Genomic DNA, 17,201 nt, shown 5'->3' with positions numbered 1-17,201 from the left:
ATCGTCTCGTAGGCTCCGGGCCATGCGGATCGAACAGCCTGTGCGGCCGGGCCTGCGCATGGAGTGCGCGGACGGCGGCCGGCTCGTCCTGACGCAGGGCGACCGGCCGGTCCTCTTCGCCCGCCAGCGGGCCGGGCACCGCGGGGTGCACTATGCCCGGACCGGGCGGTACGCCTCTCCGGTCGCGCCTCTGCGGGCCGGCACGGCCCGCGCGGTGGCCGCGCTCGCCGCGCCCGGCTCGGACGCCTGGACGGAGCGCTGGGCCGCGTACGCGGAGGCGGAGCTGCGCGTCGCGGCCGGGGGTCCGCTGCACGAGGGCGACTGGAACCTGGGCCCGATGACTCCGGGCTGGTTCGTGGACGGCAACTGGGCCAAGCTCCTCGCGCACGATCCCGACCGGGGCCGGCTGACCTGGTTCGGTTATGGCGACCCGGCGGAGGACGCCCGCGACCTGCTGCCGCTGCGAGCGCTGTCCGACCCGGGGTCGGCCCGGGTCAGGGCGTACCGGCGCCAGTACCGGGAGGGCGTGCTGCCGCCCGTACTGCTGTGGTGGATCAGCGGGCTGAACTCGCCGGTCGTGCTCGACGGGCACGACCGGCTCGTCGCGGCCCTCGCCGAGGGCGGCCGGCCGGAGGTGCTGCTGCTGTCACGGGCCGTCGACGCCGCCTACGTGGCGCTGTGCGCCGCCCGGCCGGTCGAGGAGTACGCGCACCGCATGGCCGCGCTCGGCGGCGGCCCGCTCGACGGGGTGCGCGGCGCCGCGGCGGGGCAGGCGCTCGCGAGGGCGCTGCGGGCGATCGAGCGGACGCCGGAGATCACCCGGGCGTGGCCCGTCGCCGGGGGTGTGTCCGGCTGGGAGCGGGCCGCGGCCACGCAGGTGCCCGGGTGGGGGCCTGCGCCGCTGCCGTGAGCTCGGCGGGTCAGGCGGCCGGGGTGCGGGCGACGAGGATGAACTCGTTGTAGGGGAACGCCTTGCCGACCGAGCGGGCGAAGGGGAAGGAGTAGGTGCGGTCGACGGTGAGGCCGAGCTTCTCGGCGTGGGCGCGCAGGCCGTCGAAGTCGACGAAGCGCACGTGAGTGGCGTCGGTCTTGTAGCCGGCTTCCTGCGGGCAGATCAGCACGACGTGGCCGCCGGGCTTCACCAGCGGCAGGTACTGCTCCAGGACCGAGTTGCCGAGCGTCTCGTCCATGTGCTCCAGGACGTGGGCGCAGAGCAGGCTGTCGAAGGAGCCGGGTCCGCAGTCCGCGGCGGCGGCGAGCTCGTCGGGGGTGTAGGCGGTGAGGCCGCGCTCGCGGCAGACGGCGACGGAGCTGGCGTTGTGGTCGACGCCCACGCTGTCGGGGCCGCAGTTGAGCAGGTTGCGGCCGAGGCCGCAGCCGATGTCGAGCACGCGCCCGAGGCCGAGCCGCTTGAGGTTCCAGCGGTACGGGGCCTGGGTGGGCAGCAGTCGCTTGATCCCCGAGGTCTCCAGCCGGGCCAGGCGCTGGGTGTAGTCGGAGGACTCCGTGCCGGACATCGACGACCGCCTTCTGCTCTTGCTCGTGTCCGCGCGCTTGTGCCGCGCGTCTGCCGAGGCTATGCCATGGAGACTGCCCGGTAAAGATCAGCCCATGGATTACCGGCCGCCGTCGCGCGCGGTCCGCCGGCCCGCCATCAGGGCCGTGTAGAGCAGCAGGGAGGCGGCGAGGCCCACGGCCCAGCCGTAGTCGGCGAGCGGCTTCAGGAAGGGGATCAGCCCGTCCGCGGGGAAGGGCCCGGTGCCGGGCGCCGAGTGGGAGCCGCCGACCGCCAGAAGGCCGCCGGCCGCGAAGGCCAGCACGGCCGCCGGGTTCCACCCGCCGCGGTACCAGTAGGGCCCGTCGGCCCGGTAGAGACCGCCCAGGTCGAGGACGGTGCGCCGCACCAGCCAGTAGTCGGCGATGAGGATGCCCGCGACCGTACCGAGCAGTCCGCCGACCAGGCCGAGCCAGGTGAAGATGTACAGCTCGGGCGTGGAGGTCAGCTTCCACGGCATGATCAGGACCCCGACGACGCCGGTGACCAGTGCGCCCCGGCGGAAGTCGACGAGTCGCGGGGCGAGGTTGGCGAGGTCGTACGCGGGTGAGACGACGTTCGCCGCGATGTTCACCGACAGTGTCGCGACCAGCACCGTGACCAGGGCGAAGAGCAGCCCGAAGACGTTGTCGGTCCTGGCGGCGAGCGCGACCGGGTCCCAGACCGGCGCCCCGTACACGGCCTGCGAGCCGGAGGTGACCAGGACCGAGAGCAGCGCGAACAGCGTCATGGTGGTGGGCAGACCGAGGGCCTGGCCCCACACCTGGGCGCGCTGTCCGGCGCCGAAGCGGGTGAAGTCGGGGATGTTGAGGCTGAGCGTCGCCCAGAAGGCGATCATGCCCATGAGCGCGGGGAAGAAGACTGGCCAGAAGTCGTCCCCCCAGCCCAGCCTGGACGGCTGATCGAGGAGGGGGCCGAAGCCGCCGGCCTTGACGGCGACCCATCCGAGGAGCACCAGCGCGCCGACGATGACGAAGGGCGCGGCCCAGTTCTCGAAGCGGCGCAGGGCGTCCATGCCGCGGTGGATGATGGCGAGCTCCAAGGCCCAGAAGAGGCCGAAGCAGAGCCAGAGCGTCCACGGCTGCCCGCCGACCTCCCGGGCCGCGGCCCAGTGGCCGCCGAAGACCTTGTCGAGCAGGACGAAGATGCCCTGGCCGCCGATCCAGGTCTGGATGCCGAACCAGGCGCAGGCCACCCCGGCCCGTACGAGCGCCGGCAGGTTGGCGCCGCGCAGTCCGAAGGAGGCGCGGGCGAGGACCGGGAAGGGGATGCCGTACTTGGGTCCGGCGTGCCCGGTGAGCAGCATCGGCACGAGCACGACGAGATTGGCGAGGGCGATGGTCAGGACGGCCTGGAGCCAGTCCATGCCGAGGGCGACGAGCCCGGAGGCGAGCAGCCAGGACGGGATGTTGTGGGCCATGCCGACCCAGAGGGCGGCGAAGTTGTACGTGGTCCAGCGGCGCCGCGCGAGGGGGACGGGGAGCAGGTCGTCGTTGACGAAACGGGGGTCGGCGCCGGCCGCGCCGGGCGGGAGCTCGACGCGGCCGCCGGGTATCCGGGGTCTTTCCGCGGGTGTGGTGGCGGTCATGGCGACGGGACCCTTCAGGCGTTGAGCGCGGGGATGATCTCGGAGCCGTAGGCGTCGATGGTGCCTTCGCGGTTGTCGTGCATGTTGTAGACGGCGAACTGGTCGACGCCGAGCTCGCGCAGGTGGCGCAGCTTCTCGATGTGGGCCTCGGCCGGGCCGAGCAGGCAGAAGCGGTCGACGATCTCGTCGGGGACGAAGTCGGTGGACGGGTTGTCGGCGCGGCCGTGGTGGCTGTAGTCGTAACCGTGCCGGTCCTTGATGTACGCGGTGAGCTCGTCCGGGACCATCCCCGAGTGCTCGCCGTACTTGGCCACCAGGTCGGCGACGTGGTTGCCGACCATGCCGCCGAACCAGCGGCACTGGTCCCGCGCGTGCGCCAGGTCGTCCCCCACGTACGCGGGGGCGGCGACGCAGATGGTGAGGTCGTCGGGGTCGCGGCCGGCGTCGGCTGCGGCCTGGCGGACCGCCTTGACCATCCACTCGGTCAGGAACGGGTCGGCGAGCTGGAGGATGAAGCCGTCGGCCTTCTGTCCGGCGAGGGCGAGCGCTTTGGGCCCGTAGGCGGCCATCCAGACCGGCAGCCTGCCGTCCTTCACCCAGGGGATGCGGATCGGGTTGCCGTCGACGACCGCCTCGCGGCCCTCCGCGAGGTCGCGGATGACGTCGATCGCCTCGCCGAGCCGGGCCAGGGTGTTGGGCCTGCGGCCGGCGACGCGCATGGCGGAGTCGCCGCGGCCGATGCCGCAGACGGTCCGGTTGCCGAACATGTCGTTGAGGGTGGCGAAGGTGGAGGCGGTCACCTCCCAGGTCCGCGTGCCCGGGTTGGTGACCATGGGGCCGACGTGGAGCTTGGTGGTGTGTTCGAGGATCTGGCTGTAGATGACGAAGGGCTCCTGCCAGAGCACGGCGGAGTCGAAGGTCCAGCCGTAGCGGAAGCCGTTGCGCTCAGCGCGGCGCATCAGGCCGACGACCTGCGAGGCGGGCGGGTCGGTCTGCAGGACGAGTCCGAAGTCCACTTCGGTGGCCTCCTAGTTCAGGTACTGGCAGGTGGAGCGGGGGACGAAGCTGCCGTGGCCGGCGCGGCCGGTGAACTTCCGCTGCTCGATGACGGGTTCGCCGCGGGAGAGGACGGTCTCGACCTGGCCGGTGACCGTCTTCCCCTCGTACGCCGAGTAGTCGACGTTCATGTGGTGGGTGGCCGCGGACAGGGTCTGGGTGGCGTGCGGGTCGTAGATGACGACGTCGGCGTCGGCGCCGGGCGCGATGGTGCCCTTCTGCGGATAGAGGCCGAACATCCGGGCCGGGGTGGCGCAGGCGATCTCGATCCAGCGGCGGCGGGAGATGTGCCCGTCGACGACGGCCTGGTGGAGCAGGTCCATGCGGTTCTCGACGCCCGGCAGGCCGTTGGGAATCTTGGAGAAGTCGCCGCGGCCGAGCTCCTTCTGGCCGACGAAGCAGAAGGGGCAGTGGTCGGTGGAGACGACCTGGAGGTCGTTGGTGCGCAGGCCCCGCCACAGGGCCGCCTGGTGCTCCTTCGGCCGCAGCGGCGTGGAGCAGACGTACTTGGCGCCCTCGAAGCCGGGCTCGGCGAGGTTGTCGGTGGACAGGAACAGGTACTGCGGGCAGGTCTCGCCGAAGACCGGCAGACCCTTGTCACGGGCGGCGGCGAGCTCGGCGACGGCCTCCTCGGCCGACACGTGCACGACGTACAGCGGCGCGCCCGCCACCCGGGACAGCTGGATCGCCCGGTGGGTGGCCTCGGCCTCGAGGAGCGCCTTGCGGACCTCGCCGTGGTAGCGGGGGTCGGTCTCGCCACGGGCCAGGGCCTGCTCCACGAGGACGTCGATGGCGATGCCGTTCTCGGCGTGCATCATGATCAGCCCGCCGTTGGCGGCGCCTTGCTGCATGGCCCGCAGGATCTGTCCGTCGTCGCTGTAGAAGACCCCGGGATAGGCCATGAACAGCTTGAACGAGGAGATGCCCTCCTGGACGAGCCGGTCCATCTCCTTGAGCGTCTGCTCGTTGACGTCGGAGAGGATCATGTGGAAGCCGTAGTCGACGGCGCAGTTGCCGTCGGCCTTGGCGTACCAGGCGTCGAGCCCTTCCCGGAGGGTGTGGCCGACGCTCTGCACGGCGAAGTCGACGATGGTGGTGGTGCCGCCCCAGGCGGCGGCCCGGGTGCCGGTCTCGAAGGTGTCGGAGGCGAAGGTGCCGCCGAAGGGGAGTTCCATGTGGGTGTGGGCGTCGACGCCGCCCGGGATGACGTAGCGGTCGGTGGCGTCGATCGTGCGGTCGGCGGTCCAGCCGGCGGCGATGTCGGAGCCGTGGGCGGCCAGGGCGACGATCCGCCCGTCCTCGATCAGCACGTCGGCGTGGGTCTCGTCGGCGGCGGTGATGACGAGGCCGCCGCGGATGAGGGTTCGGGTGCTCACGGGACTACTCCCCGAAAGGTAGAGGGATCGTGAACTAGAGGTTCCTGAGGGCCTGTTCGAGGATCGCGGCGCCTTCCTCGGCCTCGGCGACGGTGAGCGAGAGCGGCGGCGCGATGCGCAGGGCGCTGGTGTTGTGGCCGCCGCCCTTGCCGATGAGCAGCCCGTTCGCGCGGGTGGCCTCCAGGACGGCGCTCGCGGCGTCCGGGTTCGCCCGGTCCGTGCCGGGTTCGGTCAGCTCGATGCCGATCATCAGTCCGCGGCCGCGCACCTCGCGTACGGCGTCGACGCCGGCGGTCGCGGACCTGAGCCGTTCGATGAGCAGGCCGCCGACCCGGCGGGCGTTGCCCTGGAGGTCGTGGTCGAGGAGGTACGTGAGGTTGGCGAGCCCGGCGGCCATGGTGACCGGCGAGCCGCCGAAGGTGGAGATGGAGTTGGCGTCGAGGCTGTTCATGATCTCGGCGCGGGCGACGACGCCACCGATGGACATGCCGTTGCCGATGCCCTTGGCGAAGGTGAGGATGTCGGGCGGTCCGGCCTGGCCGTGTGCCTGCCAGCCCCAGAAGTGCTCGCCGGTGCGGCCCCAGCCGGTCTGTACCTCGTCGGCGATCCACAGGATGCCGTGCCGGTCGAGGACCTGGCGGAAGGCGGCGTAGAGGCCGTCGGGCGGGGAGGTGAAGCCGCCGACGCCCTGGATGGGTTCGGCGATGAGCGCGGCGACGCCGGCGCGGGTCTGGCCGAGCACGTCCTCCAGGTCGGCGACGCACGCCTCGATGAACCGCTCGTCGGTGAGCCCGGCGTACGGGCCGCGGCTGCGGACGCCGCCGTGCACGTAGAGCGTCTGGAGCGGGGAGAGGCTGGTCGGGGACCAGCCGCGGTTGCCGGTGACGCCGACGGTCGAGAACGAGCGCCCGTGGTAGCTGTTGCGCATCGCCAGGATCTGGTTGGAGCCGGTGTAGGCGGTGGCGAGCAGCAGGGCGGTGTCGTTGGCCTCGGTGCCGGAGGTGGTGAAGAAGACGCGGGCGTCGGGGATGCCGGAGAGGGCGGCGATCCGTTCGGCGAGCTCCACCATGGGGCGGTTGAGGTAGAGGGTGGAGGAGTGGATGATCCGCCCGGCCTGTTCGGCGACCGCCTTGGTGACCTCGGGCAGGGCGTGGGCGGTCATGGTGGTGAGGATGCCGCCGAAGAAGTCGAGGTAGCGGTTGCCGTCGGCGTCCCAGACGTGGCGGCCCTCGCCGTGGGTGAGCTCGATGGGCTGCCGGTAGTAGAGGGCGACCCAGTCGGGGATGACGGCGCGGTGGCGGTCGTACAGGCTGCTCACGGCCGCACCAGCCCGTCGTACGCGTCGGGGCGGCGGTCCCGGTAGAACGCCCATTGCTGCCGGACCTGTTCGATGAGCCCGAAGTCGAGGTCGCGGACGACGAGTTCCTCCTCCTTGTCGGAGGCGACGTCGCCGACGAACTGGCCGCGCGGGTCGACGAAGTAGCTGGTGCCGTAGAAGTCGTTGTCGCCGTACTCCTCGATGCCGACGCGGTTGATGGCGGCGACGTAGTACTCGTTGGCGACGGCGGCGGCGGGCTGTTCCAGCTGCCAGAGGTAGGAGGAGAGACCGCGGTGGGTGGCCGACGGGTTGTAGACCAACTGTGCTCCGTTGAGGCCGAGTTGGCGCCAGCCCTCGGGGAAGTGGCGGTCGTAGCAGATGTAGACGCCGACCTTGCCGACGGCCGTGTCGAAGACGGGCCAGCCGAGGTTGCCGGGGCGGAAGTAGTACTTCTCCCAGAAGCCCTTGACCTGGGGGATGTGGTGCTTGCGGTACTTGCCGAGGTAGGAGCCGTCGGCGTCGATGACGGCGGCGGTGTTGTAGTAGAAGCCGGCGCCCTCGACCTCGAAGACGGGCACCACGATCACCATCCCGGTCTCCCGGGCGAGCTCCCGCATCCTGCGCACGGTGGGTCCGTCGGGCACGGGCTCGGCCCAGCGGTAGTGCTCGGGCTCCTGCACCTGGCAGAAGTACGGGGCGTTGAACACCTCCTGGAACCCGATGACCTTCGCCCCCTGCCGGGCCGCCTCGCGGGCGTGTTCCTCATGCTTGGCGATCATGGATTCGGTGTCGCCGGTCCAGGTCGCCTGGACGAGCGCGGCGCGTACGACGTCGGTCATGAGCTGCTCCTTCGGCACGGCGTCAGAGAGCCTCTACGCACGTAGACGCGATGCGTAGGAGGAGAACGTAAGCCCCGTCACAGCCCGGAGCAAGACCACTGCCGTGAAGCAGCTGAGTCGATCATGTTTCATACCCGAGTGGTCGACGTCGGACACGTAACGACACGTCCGGGTACATGTCGATCTTGCCGTACCGGTCCGCGCTGCGGGGCGCCCCGCAGCGCGGACCGACGGGTTCAGCTCAGCCGGGCGTCTGCGTACGTCTCCATCGCCGCGCGCTGATAGGCGGCGAGGCCCTCGGCCACCGACTCGTAGGCGGCGCGCCACGCGGGGTTGTCGGTGCAGGCGGCGGCGAAGGCCCGGTACTCGGCCGGGGTCACCGTACGCAGGGCGGTCAGCGCCGCGTACTGGGCGGCGACCTCGGTCTGGACGGGCGCCGCGCCGGCCGGGTGGCCGGCGGCCAGCAGCTCGGCGAGGCGGACCATCTGCGCGGTCCGCTCGCGCTGCGCCGCGTCGGCCTCCGACGCGGTCAGGGTCGCCGTGTGGGCGGCGACCCGCTCGGCGTGCTCCGGGAAGTCGCGCAGGCTCTCGGCGACATCGTCGGGACGGACGCCTTCGAAGAGGTTCTCCGGGCGGTTGATCGCGGTCATGGGAGTGCCGTCCTTCCTGGACCGTTCCAGATCGGTGATCGTGCGGGAGACGGTGGCGGCCAGCGCGTCGAGCCGGTCGCGCTCCTCGACCAGCCGGCGGTGGTGGCCGCGCAGCGCCTCCACCTCGTCGACCTGCTCGGCGAGGACCCGGCCGATCTCGCCGACCCGGGCCGGCGGCAGCAGGCCCACCTCGTCGTAGTGGCGCAGGGTGCGGGCCGTCACGCCCGACATCCGGGCCACCTCCGCGATCGGCCAGGCCATCGCCGCCTCCCTCACGGGTTCACCGGGCCGGTCGTTCCGGCCCTGGTCAGCACCGTAGAAGCTGCCGCAGCGGCAGCTTCAAGTCCCGTCCTTCCGGACTTCAGGCGCGCCCCGTGACCCGTAGCGCGTGCCGCAGCTCGCGCTCGCGGACCGCCGACACGGCACGGGCGGCGGCGAGCAGCTCGGGTGTGAGCGTGGCGGGGCCGGCGGCGGCGAGGCGGGCCGCGTCCTCGGGGGTACGGCAGCGGACGAACGCGGTCAGCAGGGCCCGGGCCTCACCCTCGCGCCCCGCCCCCTGAAGCGCGGCGCACGCCCCGGCCAGCTCCTCCACCGGGCGGGCCACGCCCTGCCGCAGCAGCTGCTCGCAGTCCTGCGCGCGCCCCGCGTCGGCGAGCGCCCCGGCGACGGCCGCGAGCCGGTCGGGCGGCAGCGTGGCCGCCTCCCACAGCAGGGTGGACCAGTCCGCCGTGAGCCCCGCGGCACACAACTCCGCGGCCAGCACCGGAAGCCACCCGGGCGGCCCGCCGAGCGCCTCGCACAGCAGCGCGTGCGCCTCGCCGCTACGCCCCTGGGCGCGCAGCCGCCGCAGCGCGTAGACGACGTTCCCGGCGGCGCGGGCGGAATCCGGACCGGGCTCGTGGGCCGGGGCCGGGGCGGGCGCGGTCACGGGCCCGGCGGCCACACCACCGAACCGGGCCCCACGCGGAGCGGCCACCCCGCCGACCGGCAGATCGACCAGGGAAGCGGGCACGCTCACGGGCTCCGCCTCGTCCGACGAGGCCTCCACCCAGGCATACCGCGCCCCACGCGGGCGCCGCCGACCCGGCGGGGACGCGGGGACGCGGGGTGCGGGCGCGGGTGCGGGGTGAGACGCCGGCCGGGACATCGGCGCGGCCGGGGTTCCGGGCGGCGCTGCCGGGGACACGGGCGGCGCGGGCGCTGACCCGGGCGGCGCGGGCGCGGGGTGAGAGGCCGGTTCGGCGCCGTACCCGGGCGCCGCGGGCGCGGGGTGAGACGCCGGTTCGGCGCCGTACCCGGGCGCCGCCCCGCCCCCGTACCCGAGCGTGGGTGCGGCCACCCGCCGGGGCGCCGGGCCGGCCCCGTGTCCGGGCGCGGTCACCGGCTCGGGGCTCCGCGCCGTCGTGGCCTCGGCGAGTCGTGCCAGGCGCCTCCCGAGGTCCGCCGACCTCGACCTCGCGCGGGCCAGGTCGTCGCGCACCCATGCCCGTTCGGCGTCGTCGGCGTCCGGCTCGCGGAGGCGGGCCTCCGCGCGGGCGGCCTCGCGGGTCAACAGCTCGCGCCGTTCGGCGAGCGCAGACGCCGCGCCCGGCGCGCGGTCGTGGGCGGTGGCGGCGGCCTCGTACAGCGCTCTGCCGCGGACGCCTCGGGGCCCGTCAGCGGTCTCACCGAGGTCGTGGAGGAGCGACTCGACGATGTCCCAGGGCAGGATGTCCGCGCCCTCGAAGCAGGCGCGCATGCCCTCGGGGTCGCGGGCGGCGAACTCCCCGTACCAGCCCTCGCCAGGGCGGAGCCGACCCACCAGCTCGTTCAGCCACCTGGTGAACATGACGACGTCCACCGGAAGTTGATGCACCGTCATGCCTACCGCCGCCCGCCCTGTGCCACTGCCGCTCGGTCCACCGGCATTGGACCGCATTCGTGTTACGGGGCGGCTACGCAGAGTTTTCCGTCAGGCGCCCGGGAAGCTCACGACGATGCCCGTGTGCGGGCGCTTGCCGAGGCGGGCGAGCGTCGCGGGCCAGTCGACCGCCCAGAACTGCCAGGTGTACTTGCGCGAGAGCAGCTTGCGGACGTGCCGCAGCTCCTCGCCCGTGACGAGCCGGGCGGTGCCCTCGGCGCGTACGGCGTCGGCGGCCACGTTGCCGCGCACGTCGCAGACGGCGGCCACGACGCGCGGGTCGCGGCGCAGTCGCCTGACCTTCCAGGAGTCGGTGCGGGTCCAGGCGTACAGCGTCTCGCCCTCGACCGCGTACCAGACCGGGGTGGCGACCCCGGTGCCGTTCCCGCGGAAGGTGGTGAGGCTGACGTAGCGGCCGCGCCGCAGTTCTTCGGGCATCACGCCCGTGAGCCTACGCAGGGGTCGGGCTGCCGGCGTGCGCGAGGGTCTCCCAGGCCACGAAGAGACCGTCGGTGTCGCTGCTGACGACGGTGCACGCTCCCACGTGGGGCGGGCGCCCGGCCCCGCCTCCGCTGCTAGGCCACAGGGCTTCCGGTGCTCGCGGCCGTGTCGTAGGACCGGCGCGCGCCGGTGATCTCGGGGGTGTGGGCGCGGGCCCACGCGCAGGCCGCGTCCAGGGGGTCGAGCAGGGAGCGGCCGAGGTCGGTGAGGACGTACTCGACGCGGGGCGGGTTCTCGTCGTACTCGGTACGGGAGACGAAACCGTCGCGCTCCATGGCGCGCAGGGTCTCGGTGAGCACCTTGGGGGTGACCCAGTGGAGCGGGACGCGCAGCTCGGTGAAGCGGCGCGGCCGGCCGTCCTCCAGGCAGCGCAGGACCATCGCGGTCCACTTGCCGCCGAGGCGGATCGGCCGGGCGGAATCGGTGCAGTCGGGGTCGCGGAACAGGTCGCGCGGCAGCGGTTTCGGCTCGGTCAGGTCCTCCATGACTCCGAACCTAGCCCAGCGGGCGCCGGTACCGTTGAAGTAACCGGGTACCCGCGTCCTACGGTCCGTCCCATGACTGACGACACGAACAGCGTGAACGACCGGAAGAACGACATCGTGGTGTTCGGCGCGGGCGGCCGGGTGGGCCGTGCGACCGTGGCGGAGGCGGTGGCCCGGGGTCTGCGGGTGACGGCCGTGGTCCGCGATCCGGCCAAGTACCGTGACTTGGAGGGGGATTCGGTGACCCTGGTACGGGGTGACGTCACCGATCCCGGGTCGGTGGCGGCGCTCGCGGCGGGCCACACAGCGGTGGTGAACGCCTCGGTCCGGCTCGACGTCCCGGCCGTGGACTACTTCACGGCGGCCGCGAAGGCGCTGCTCGCGGGGCTCACGGAGGCGGGGGTGGGCCGGCTGGTCGTGGTGGGCATCGCCACGACGCTGGAGACCGCGCCGGGCGTGCGGGTGATGGACGCCCCGGACTTCCCCGCGGAGTACCGGGCCTTCTCGCAGGGCCATGTCGACGAGTTCGACCTGCTCACGGCCGAGGCGGGCGCGGAGCTCGACTGGCTGATGGTGGTGCCGCCGCTCGACCTGGACGCGGAGGCTCCCGTGACCGGTGGCTACCGCACGGCGGTCGGGACGGTGCTCGACGGCCCGGGCCGGATCGCCCATGCCGACCTCGCCCGCGCGATCGTCGACGAGGCCGAGCGGCCGCGGCACAGCCGGGTGCAGCTGGCGGTGTCGGCGTAGCGGCTCCGCACGGCACTCGTCCGTCAGGCCGCCGTCGCGTCAGGCCGCGGCGGCCGCCACGGGAAGGCAGTGCTCCACCAGCTGGTCGAGCGAGAGCCCGAGGACGCCCGCCAGCGCCGCCACGGTGAAGAAGGCGGGGGTCGGAGCGCGGCCCGTCTCGATCTTGCGGAGGGTCTCGGCGGAGAGGCCGGCCGCGGCGGCGATCTCGGCCATGGAGCGGGGGCCGCGGGCCTCGCGCAGCAGGAGGCCGAGGCGTTCGCCGCGCTCGCGCTCTTCGGGGGTCAGGGGGGTGCGCACCATGAGCCCATTCTACGGACTCGCGGCCATGAACCCCATTCTTATACCGGTATAGTAATTGGCATGGTGGAGATCAAGAGCAACGAGAACCTGCTGGCGATGCGCGAGGCGGGCCGGGTCGTGGCCCGCGCCCTGGAGGCCGTACGGGAGAAGGCGGCGCCCGGGGTGACGCTCGCCGAACTCGACGGCGTGGCACGGGAGGTGCTCGCGGCGGCGGGGGCCGGGTCGCCGTTCCTGGGGTACCGCCCGGACTGGGCGCCGGTGCCCTTCCCGGCCGTGGTGTGCCTGTCGGTGAACGACGCGATCGTGCACGGCGTCCCCGACGGCACCCGGCTCGCCGACGGCGATCTGCTGAGCGCGGACTGCGGCGCGGTGCTCGACGGCTGGGTCGGGGACGCGGCCGTGAGCTTCACGGTCGGCCGGGCCCGCGCCGAGGACACCCGGCTGATCGACACGGCGCGGGAGGCGCTGGAGGCCGGCATCGCGGCGGCACGGGTCGGCAACCGGATCGGGGACGTCGCCCACGCGATCGGCCGGGTCTGCCGCAAGGCCGGGTACGGCATCCCGGACGGCTTCGGCGGGCACGGCGTGGGCCGCACCATGCACGAGGGCCCGGACGTCCCCAACGAGGGACGCCCGGGCCGGGGCATGCCGCTGCGGCACGGGATGGTGATCGCGATCGAGCCGATGCTGATCGCCGGCGGCGGCGACCACCACTACACGGCGCGGGACGGCTGGACGGTCCGTACGATCGACGGCTCGCGCGCCGCCCACACCGAGCACACCGTGGCGATCACGGACGACGGCCCGCGGATCCTGACCGTCCTGTAGCCGCCGGCCGTCTAGTCGCCCGGGTCCGGGCGGACCACCATCGCCGAGCCGCCGCCCCGGCGCACCGGCTCCGCCGCGGCCAGCCAGCGTCCGTCCGGCAGCCGCTGCACGCCGGTCGCCGCGCCGATCTCCGGGTTCTGCCGGAAGCCGTGCCCGATCGCTTCCAGCTCCGCCTTCAACGGGCTGTTCCACAGGGCCGGTTCGAGCTCGGTGGTGGCCTGGTTGCGCTGGCTGGCGCGAGGTGCGGCGATGGCGTCGACGAGCGGCAGACCGCGGTCGACGACCCCGGTGAGCGTCTGCAGGACGGTGGTGATGATGGTGGCGCCGCCCGGCGAGCCGAGCGCGAGCACCGGCCGGCCGGCCTTGTCGAGCACGATCGTCGGGGAGATCGAGGAGCGCGGGCGCTTGCCCGGGCCGGGCAGGTTGGGGTCGTGCACGGCCGGGTTGGCGGGGGCGAAGGAGAAGTCGGTCAGCTCGTTGTTGAGCAGGAAGCCGCGGCCGGGGACGGTGATGCCGCTGCCGCCGGTGGACTCGATGGTGAGGGTGTAGGCGACGACGTTGCCCCACTTGTCGGCCACGGTCAGATGCGTGGTGTTCTCACCCTCGTACGTGGTCGGGGCGGCGGTCCCGCCCGCCCGGCAGCCCGCTGCCGGGTCGCGCGGGTCGCCGGGCGCGAGGGGGCTGGTGAGGACGGCGTCGTCGCGGATCAGGCAGGCCCGGGAGTCGGCGTACCGCTGCGAGAGCAGACCGCGGGTGGGCACGTCCTCGAAGGCCGGGTCGCCGACCCAGCGGCCGCGGTCGGCGAAGGCGATCCGGCTCGCCTCGATGAAGCGGTGCAGATAGCGGGCCTGGGAGGCGTGCGCGAGGTCGGTGCCCTCCAGGATGCCGAGAGCCTCGCCGACGGTGGTGCCGCCGGAGGAGGACGGTGCCATCGAGTAGACGTCGAGCCCGCGGTACCCGACCTTCGTGGGCCTGCGCCGGATCGTCGCGTACCCGGCGAGGTCGGCCTCGGTCAGGTCGCCGGCGCGGACGACCCGGGTGGCGCCGGCGCGGACCGGCGGGTGCTGGACGGTGTTCACGATGTCGTCGGCGAGGGGGCCCTTGTAGAGCGCGTCGACGCCCTCCCGGCCCAGGGTCTCGTAGGTGCGGGCCAGGTCGGGGTTCTTGAAGACCGAGCCGACGACGGGCAACTGCCCGCCGGGCAGGAAGAGTTCGGAGGTGGCGGGGAAGTCGCGGAAGCGGGCCTCGTTGCCGGCGGTCTGGGCGCGGAAGGTGGCGTCGACGGTGAAGCCGTCGCGGGCCAGTCGCTCGGCGGGCTCCAGGAGGCGCCGGAGCGGCTTGCTGCCCCAGGCGTCGAGGGCGGTCTGCCAGGTGGCGGGGGTGCCCGGCGTGCCGACGCTCCGGCCGCTGGTCTGGCCCTCCTCGAACGGGATGGGAGAGCCGTTCTCGACGAAGAGGTTCGCGTCGGCGGAGCCGGGGGCGGTCTCGCGGCCGTCGATGGTCTGCACCGTACGGGACTTGGCGTCGTAGTAGACGAAGTAGCCGCCTCCGCCGATGCCGGCCGAGTAGGGCTCGGTGACGCCGAGCGCGGCGGCCACGGCGACGGCGGCGTCGACCGCGTTGCCGCCCTTGCGGAGCACCTCGATGCCGGCCGCGGAGGCGTCCGCGTCGACGCTGGCGACGGCGCCGCCCCAGCCGGTGGCGACGGGCACCTTGGCGGAGGTGGCGTCCGCGGGCGGCGGGGCGGCCGCGCCCACCGTGAGGACCGTCGCGGCGACGGCCAGGATCGACCCGTAACGTACGGCGGAAACGCGCATTCCCTACCTCCAGTCAACGAGCGTCCGCGCAGCGTAACTTCTGCCCCGGCGTCACGTCAGGACCGCGTCGGGACCGCATCCGGACCGCGTCCGGACCGCGTCCGAACGCGATCTCGAACAACCGGCCGCTCCCCGCTACCATGCGCGCCCATGAACGAAGACCTGCGCAATGTCGTGCTCGGGGTCCTGGCCACCGGCGTCAGCGGCTCGATCGGCTGGCTGACCCGGACGTATCTGTGGCGCCGCCGACTCCGGCGCAAGCAGGCCTTCTTCGGGCTGCCCTCCGGCTCGGAGTGCCTGCTCGTGGTGAACCGTCTGGCCGGCAGCGAGCGCGGGGTGCACGCCACCGACGTGTCGGCGCTGCTCGAACTGTCGGCGCTGATCAAGGACTGCGGAGCGCGGCCCCGGGTCGTGCAGCACGACACGGCCCGTCAGGGCCTGGGCGAGATAGCCGAGTTCTGCATCGGCGGCCCGTTCTCGAACCGCCGCATGGCGGCGCACCTGCCGAACCTGCTGCCGGGGCTCACCATGAACGTCGAGCAGGAACCGCCCGAGGACCGGGGGATGTTCACCGTGGCGGGCGAGACCTACCGCGCGGACCGGGGCCTGAGCGAGTACGTCGTCCTCGCCCGCCTCACCCGCGGCGAGGGAGGCCGCCCCGTGTTCCTGCTGTGCGGTCAGGCCGCGGTCACCAACGAGGCCGCCGCGCGCCATCTGGCCCGCCACCACAAGGCGCTGGCCGGCAAGTACGGTCCGGACGGCACCTTCGTCCTGCTCCTGCGCGTCGTGAACTCGCAGGCGTACGGCCCCGATGTCGTCGAGATCGTCGCCGACGTGACCCGGCAGGCGACGGCGCGGCCGCTCAGCTCCGCCACGCCACCCGCGCCGGCAGCGACTTGATCCCGTTGATGAAGTTGGAGACCAGGCGCCGGGGCGGTCCGGCGGTCTCCAGGTCCGCGCAGGCGTCTCGCATCTCCTCGTGGAGCAGCCTGAGCTGGAGCCTGGCGAAGTGGGCGCCGAGACACACATGCGGGCCGTCACCGAAGGAGACGTGCGGGTTCGGCGTGCGCGCGAGGTCGAGCCGGTGCGGGTCGGCGAAGGCGCGTTCGTCGAAGTTCGCGGAGGCGTGGAAGACGACGACCTTGTCGCCCGCGGCGATCGGCACCCCGGCCAGCTCGGTGTCCCGGGCGGCGGTGCGGCGGATGTGCAGGACGGGCGGGTGGACGCGCAGGAGTTCGCCGACGGCCGTGCCGGTGTCCACTGTGCCGTCCCACAACCTCCTGAGCTCGTCCGGGTGTTCGGCGAGTGCGAGCAGTCCGCCGGGGGCGGCGCTGCGGACGGTGTCGTTGCCCGCGACGGTGAGCAGGAAGAAGAACATCTCCAGCTCGGCGTCGAGGAGTTCGGAGTGCGCGAGCACGGTCATGATGTCGTCGGCGGGGTGGGCGCGTTTGTGGGCGGCGAGGTCCTGCGCGTAGCCGAACATCTCGGCGAGCATCGCCGGTGAGCGGGGGTTGACGGGCCGCCCCTCGGCGTCGAGCACGGGCGGTTCGTCGGGGTCCTGGTAGGCGATCACCCGCTCGGTCCAGGCGTGCAGCAGTCCGCGGTCGGCGGCGGGCACGCCGAGGATGTCGGTGAGGTTGAGCAGCGCGTAGTCGTCGGTGACGGCCCGCACCAGGTCCATCTCACCGTCCGCCCCCGACTCCCGTGCGCCGTCCAGCAGTTGACGGGCGCGCTGCCGGGCCGTCTCGGCGAAGCGCTCGATGCGGCCGGGGGTGAAGGCGCGGCTGACGAGCCGGCGCAGCCGCCCGTGATGCGGCAGGTCCTGGTTGAGCATCATGCGCCGGATGAACGGCAGATCGGCCGGGTCGGGGTCGCGGATCTGGGTCGCGCCGAGGTACGACGAGAACCCGGCCGTGTCCTTGAGCACCCGTACGACGTCGGCGTGCCGCGTCACGGCCCAGAAGCCGGGCCCGGCGGGCCAGCCGAGGACCTCGTACTCGTCCTGGCGGGCGACGGGGTGCCGGTCGCGCAGGACCCGGAAGCGCTCGTGCGGGATCCCGGCGGCGTAGATCCGGGGGTCGAAGACGTCGGGGACTTCCGGAACTTCGGGGACTTCGGATGTGCCGCTGCTGCCCACCGTTCCTCCCGTCGGAGTGAAGACGTCACCATGATGACAGGCCAGGGCCGGACTTCGCAGGGAGGACTACAGCGAGGACTACCGGGAGGCGATCGTTACCC

Annotated in this window: 17 protein-coding genes; 4 read left to right on the top strand and 13 right to left on the bottom strand. The window is 73.2% G+C overall.

Translation table 11 applies throughout. The features are described from left to right. Positions 1-22 precede the first annotated feature (22 nt). Complete coding sequence (locus tag ACIRSU_RS06480; RefSeq protein ID WP_403789582.1) at positions 23-910, top strand: hypothetical protein; 888 nt, start codon at positions 23-25, stop codon at positions 908-910. A gap of 10 nt (positions 911-920) precedes the next feature. Here the strand turns inward: ACIRSU_RS06480 and ACIRSU_RS06475 are convergent, their stop codons facing one another. From ACIRSU_RS06475 to ACIRSU_RS06430, 10 genes are all read right to left on the bottom strand, one after another. Further along, entirely contained in the window at positions 921-1,517 is a 597-nt protein-coding gene (locus ACIRSU_RS06475) for a class I SAM-dependent methyltransferase (protein WP_403789581.1), read from the bottom strand. Between the two features lie 99 nt (positions 1,518-1,616). After that, positions 1,617-3,143 carry an NCS1 family nucleobase:cation symporter-1 gene (locus ACIRSU_RS06470; RefSeq protein ID WP_403789580.1) on the bottom strand — a complete coding sequence of 509 codons (1,527 nt, stop codon included), beginning with the start codon at positions 3,141-3,143 and terminating at the stop codon, positions 1,617-1,619. 14 nt (positions 3,144-3,157) lie between these two features. Further along, complete coding sequence (locus tag ACIRSU_RS06465) at positions 3,158-4,159, bottom strand: TIGR03842 family LLM class F420-dependent oxidoreductase (protein WP_403789579.1); 1,002 nt, start codon at positions 4,157-4,159, stop codon at positions 3,158-3,160. A gap of 12 nt (positions 4,160-4,171) precedes the next feature. Then, a complete protein-coding gene (gene hydA, locus ACIRSU_RS06460) occupies positions 4,172-5,575 on the bottom strand; it encodes a dihydropyrimidinase (protein WP_403789578.1) in 1,404 nt (467 codons plus the stop codon). 34 nt (positions 5,576-5,609) lie between these two features. Beyond that, entirely contained in the window at positions 5,610-6,893 is a 1,284-nt protein-coding gene (locus tag ACIRSU_RS06455) for an aspartate aminotransferase family protein (RefSeq protein WP_403789577.1), read from the bottom strand. After that, positions 6,890-7,732, bottom strand: coding sequence for a nitrilase-related carbon-nitrogen hydrolase (locus tag ACIRSU_RS06450; RefSeq protein ID WP_403789576.1), 843 nt, complete (start codon positions 7,730-7,732; stop codon positions 6,890-6,892). The genes ACIRSU_RS06455 and ACIRSU_RS06450 overlap by 4 nt, the downstream gene beginning before the upstream one ends. 236 nt (positions 7,733-7,968) lie before the next feature. Continuing rightward, entirely contained in the window at positions 7,969-8,643 is a 675-nt protein-coding gene (locus tag ACIRSU_RS06445; RefSeq protein WP_403789575.1) for a MerR family DNA-binding transcriptional regulator, read from the bottom strand. A gap of 100 nt (positions 8,644-8,743) precedes the next feature. Beyond that, complete coding sequence (locus ACIRSU_RS06440) at positions 8,744-10,243, bottom strand: UL36 very large tegument protein (RefSeq protein WP_403789574.1); 1,500 nt, start codon at positions 10,241-10,243, stop codon at positions 8,744-8,746. Positions 10,244-10,333: 90 nt separating this feature from the next. Next, complete coding sequence (locus ACIRSU_RS06435; protein WP_403790195.1) at positions 10,334-10,720, bottom strand: PPOX class F420-dependent oxidoreductase; 387 nt, start codon at positions 10,718-10,720, stop codon at positions 10,334-10,336. Between the two features lie 137 nt (positions 10,721-10,857). Further along, positions 10,858-11,268, bottom strand: a complete 411-nt coding sequence (locus ACIRSU_RS06430; protein ID WP_403789573.1) for a winged helix-turn-helix transcriptional regulator — start codon at positions 11,266-11,268, stop codon at positions 10,858-10,860. Between the two features lie 72 nt (positions 11,269-11,340). Here ACIRSU_RS06430 and ACIRSU_RS06425 point away from each other — a divergent pair, with 72 nt between their 5' ends. Further along, positions 11,341-12,018: an NAD(P)-dependent oxidoreductase gene (locus ACIRSU_RS06425; protein ID WP_403789572.1), complete on the top strand. Its 678-nt coding sequence runs from the start codon at positions 11,341-11,343 to the stop codon at positions 12,016-12,018. 39 nt (positions 12,019-12,057) lie between these two features. Here ACIRSU_RS06425 and ACIRSU_RS06420 read toward each other — a convergent pair whose 3' ends face one another. Further along, positions 12,058-12,318, bottom strand: coding sequence for a helix-turn-helix domain-containing protein (locus tag ACIRSU_RS06420; RefSeq protein ID WP_403789571.1), 261 nt, complete (start codon positions 12,316-12,318; stop codon positions 12,058-12,060). Positions 12,319-12,378: 60 nt separating this feature from the next. Here ACIRSU_RS06420 and map point away from each other — a divergent pair, with 60 nt between their 5' ends. Beyond that, complete coding sequence (map, locus tag ACIRSU_RS06415; protein ID WP_403789570.1) at positions 12,379-13,146, top strand: type I methionyl aminopeptidase; 768 nt, start codon at positions 12,379-12,381, stop codon at positions 13,144-13,146. Positions 13,147-13,157: 11 nt separating this feature from the next. Here map and ggt read toward each other — a convergent pair whose 3' ends face one another. Further along, positions 13,158-14,963, bottom strand: coding sequence for a gamma-glutamyltransferase (gene ggt / locus ACIRSU_RS06410; protein WP_403789569.1), 1,806 nt, complete (start codon positions 14,961-14,963; stop codon positions 13,158-13,160). Between the two features lie 150 nt (positions 14,964-15,113). Here ggt and ACIRSU_RS06405 point away from each other — a divergent pair, with 150 nt between their 5' ends. Then, on the top strand, positions 15,114-15,863 hold the full coding sequence (locus ACIRSU_RS06405; RefSeq protein WP_403789568.1) for a hypothetical protein: 750 nt from the start codon (positions 15,114-15,116) through the stop codon (positions 15,861-15,863). Here the strand turns inward: ACIRSU_RS06405 and ACIRSU_RS06400 are convergent. After that, positions 15,826-17,100 (bottom strand): cytochrome P450, encoded by a 1,275-nt coding sequence (locus ACIRSU_RS06400; protein ID WP_403789567.1) that lies wholly within the window; start codon positions 17,098-17,100, stop codon positions 15,826-15,828. The two genes, ACIRSU_RS06405 and ACIRSU_RS06400, sit on opposite strands and share 38 nt — an antisense overlap. Positions 17,101-17,201: the final 101 nt, after the last annotated feature.

The organism is Streptomyces sp. NPDC101160 (assembly GCF_044768205.1).
Taxonomy (GTDB): Bacteria; Actinomycetota; Actinomycetes; order Streptomycetales; family Streptomycetaceae; genus Streptomyces.
This window is presented reverse-complemented; position numbering and strand designations above follow the sequence as displayed.